We start from the raw sequence: 2,201 nt of genomic DNA on the forward strand, positions 1-2,201 counted from the left end.
CGCACGATTGAGGCTCCCTCCTTGAAACAAGCCGAGTTTAGGGACTGCCGACACGGCGCATCGACCCGTCCCCAATGGTGAGCTTGCCCACACGGAGCGTGATTCGAGGCTCGCTCGACCCGCGAAATCCCTTGTCGCGTCGCCGTACGCAGGACTCCTCCGAGAAACCCTAGCCCCCTGATGTGGTCAAGGTCTCTGTGAGAGCGTGCTGCGCCCCACTTCGTTTCTTTGTGGAGTCCCTACGAATGGCCCAATGATTCTTTGCCGTTCGCAGGACTCTTGTCCCCAGGTTTACCCGTTAGTAGCGTTCGCGATGGCTTCACGGTACTGGCGGTAACAGGGCTCCGGACGGAGCGGCGGGCGGGAAGTGGGTGGACCGGTGGTGCGCAGACCGGTGGCGTGGGTGGTGGCGGTCGTGCTCTTCGCCGAGGCGCTGGGCGTGGCGGCGCTGAACTGGATCCTCGGGGAGGTCGTCCACCGGCAGCGGATGTCCCTGGCCGGAACGGACCCGGACGTGGTCTCCACGTCGTCGAAGGTCGGCGCCGTGGTCTTCGGCCTCTACTTCGCCGTGTGCGGCCTGGTCGCCCTGCTGGTGGCGATACGCGGGCGCCGCCCGGCCGGCCTCGGGCGCGTCCTGCTGATCAGCGCGGCCGTGGTGCACGGCGTGCTGGCCGCCGTGTCGTGGGGGCTGGTGGGCTGGCAGGCGTTCGTGTTCCTGATCGTCGCCCTGGCGCTGATCGTGCTGCTGCTGATGACGTACGACGTGGTGGAGGGGCCGGCCGGCGCGATTCCCTCGGATGCCGGTCCCCAGGACGGCGGTCCGGGGACGGCTCCGGCGGACGGCGGCGGTCCGGGGACGGCCCCGGAGAGCGGCGGTCCGGGTGGGACCCCGACGGAGGGCGGCGGTCCGCAGGGCGGGGAGCCGCAGGGCGGGGAGCCGCGGGGCGGGAAGTCGTCCGACGTCGGTTCGCTCGGGCCGGTCGCCGGTTCCTCCTGAGTCCCGGCGCGGGCGGTGATCAGTCCCGGGCGGGCGCCCACAGGTCGGTGATGCTCACGCCGAGGTCGGCCAGGAGGCGGCGGACCAGCGGGAGGCTGATGCCGATGACGTTGCCGTGGTCGCCGTCGATGCCGTCGATGAACGGCGCGGAGCGGCCGTCCAGGGTGAAGGCGCCGGCGACGTGGAGGGGCTCGCCCGAGGCGACGTAGGCGGCGATCTCCTCGTCCGTGGGCTCGCCGAAGCGGACCACGGTGGAGGCGGTGGCCGAGGCGTGCCGGCCGCTCACCGTGTCCCAGACGCAGTGGCCGGTCTGCAGGGTGCCGGCCCGGCCGCGCATCGCCTTCCAGCGGGCGGTGGCCTCCTCGGCGTCGGCGGGCTTGCCGAGCGCCCGGCCGTCCAGGTCGAGCACCGAGTCGCAGCCGATCACCAGGGCGCCGTGGACCTCCGGGCGGGCCGCCACCACGGAGGCCTTCGCCTCGGCGAGCGCGAGCGCCAGTTCGGCGGGGGTGGGCGCGGTGACCGCGTCCTCGTCGACCCCGCTGACGATCACCTCGGGGTCCAGTCCGGCCTGCCGGAGCAGTCCGAGCCGGGCGGGGGACTGGGAGGCGAGCACGAGACGGCGGCGCTGCTGATCGGTCATGCGGTCAGCGTATCGGCGCGGGCCGCCACGGCTCACCTCGGCCGGACGGCGGACGACGCGGTCATGCGGCCCTCGGCGCGGGCCCCTTCACCCCGCGCGCTGCCGTTTCCGCCGGCCCCCTTCACGCGGCGCCCCCGTTCCCGGCCGGGCGACGGCGCCCCCGTTCCCCGGCCGCCGGGCGCGGTTCACCGCAGCCCGATGACGACCATCGTGAGGACCATGGCCAGCGCCATGAGAACGCCCAGCCGCCGGAGCATCGCCTGCATGTCGCGCAGTTCTTCCGGCGGCTCGTTCTCGGGGTCGGACCACAGCATCCCCCGATCGTGCGGCGCGCGGCGGCCCCGGCGCCTGAGTACGCGTACTCAAGTGGGCCGGGGCCGCCGCGGGCGGCTCGCTCAGGCGGGCCAGTAGGTGCGGGCCCACGCCGCAGGGCCCGGGCGGGGGACGCCCTGCGCGGCGATCCGGGACGGGTCGGCCCAGGAGTCGTGCGGTCCCGGCGCGCCGGACGGCAGGGCCGCAGCCGCCACGGCGCGCGCCCGGACCACCGCCAGGGCGGCGGCCAGC

The 2,201-nt window shown here is 74.2% G+C and carries 3 protein-coding genes and 1 pseudogene; 1 reads left to right on the plus strand and 3 read right to left on the minus strand.

All coding sequences use genetic code 11. The annotated features are described in order from the left end of the window. Nucleotides 1-379: 379 nt before the first annotated feature. Nucleotides 380-865, plus strand: a pseudogene (locus K7787_RS31315) (hypothetical protein); the annotation flags it as partial. 151 nt (nt 866-1,016) lie between these two features. On the opposite strand, the gene K7787_RS31320 reads toward K7787_RS31315, so the two are convergent. The 3 genes from K7787_RS31320 to K7787_RS31325 form a co-directional block, all read right to left on the minus strand. Further along, nucleotides 1,017-1,637: a Maf family protein gene (locus tag K7787_RS31320; protein WP_019985600.1), complete on the minus strand. Its 621-nt coding sequence runs from the start codon at nt 1,635-1,637 to the stop codon at nt 1,017-1,019. Nucleotides 1,638-1,822: 185 nt separating this feature from the next. Then, nucleotides 1,823-1,951, minus strand: coding sequence for a morphogenic membrane protein MmpB (mmpB, locus tag K7787_RS32205; RefSeq protein ID WP_019985599.1), 129 nt, complete (start codon nt 1,949-1,951; stop codon nt 1,823-1,825). An 81-nt stretch (nt 1,952-2,032) separates the two neighbouring features. After that, a complete protein-coding gene (locus K7787_RS31325) occupies nt 2,033-2,200 on the minus strand; it encodes an acyl-CoA carboxylase epsilon subunit (protein ID WP_199293751.1) in 168 nt (55 codons plus the stop codon). Between the last annotated feature and the right edge of the window lies 1 nt (nt 2,201).

Source organism: Streptomyces sennicomposti (assembly GCF_019890635.1).
Taxonomy (GTDB): Bacteria; Actinomycetota; Actinomycetes; order Streptomycetales; family Streptomycetaceae; genus Streptomyces; species Streptomyces sennicomposti.

What these genes read in the sequence shown, in the direction of transcription:
- mmpB (WP_019985599.1), bottom strand. Translation starts at nt 1,951, where the DNA reads ATGCTGTGGTCCGACCCCGAGAACGAGCCGCCGGAAGAACTGCGCGAC.
- K7787_RS31320 (WP_019985600.1), bottom strand. Translation starts at nt 1,637, where the DNA reads ATGACCGATCAGCAGCGCCGCCGTCTCGTGCTCGCCTCCCAGTCCCCC.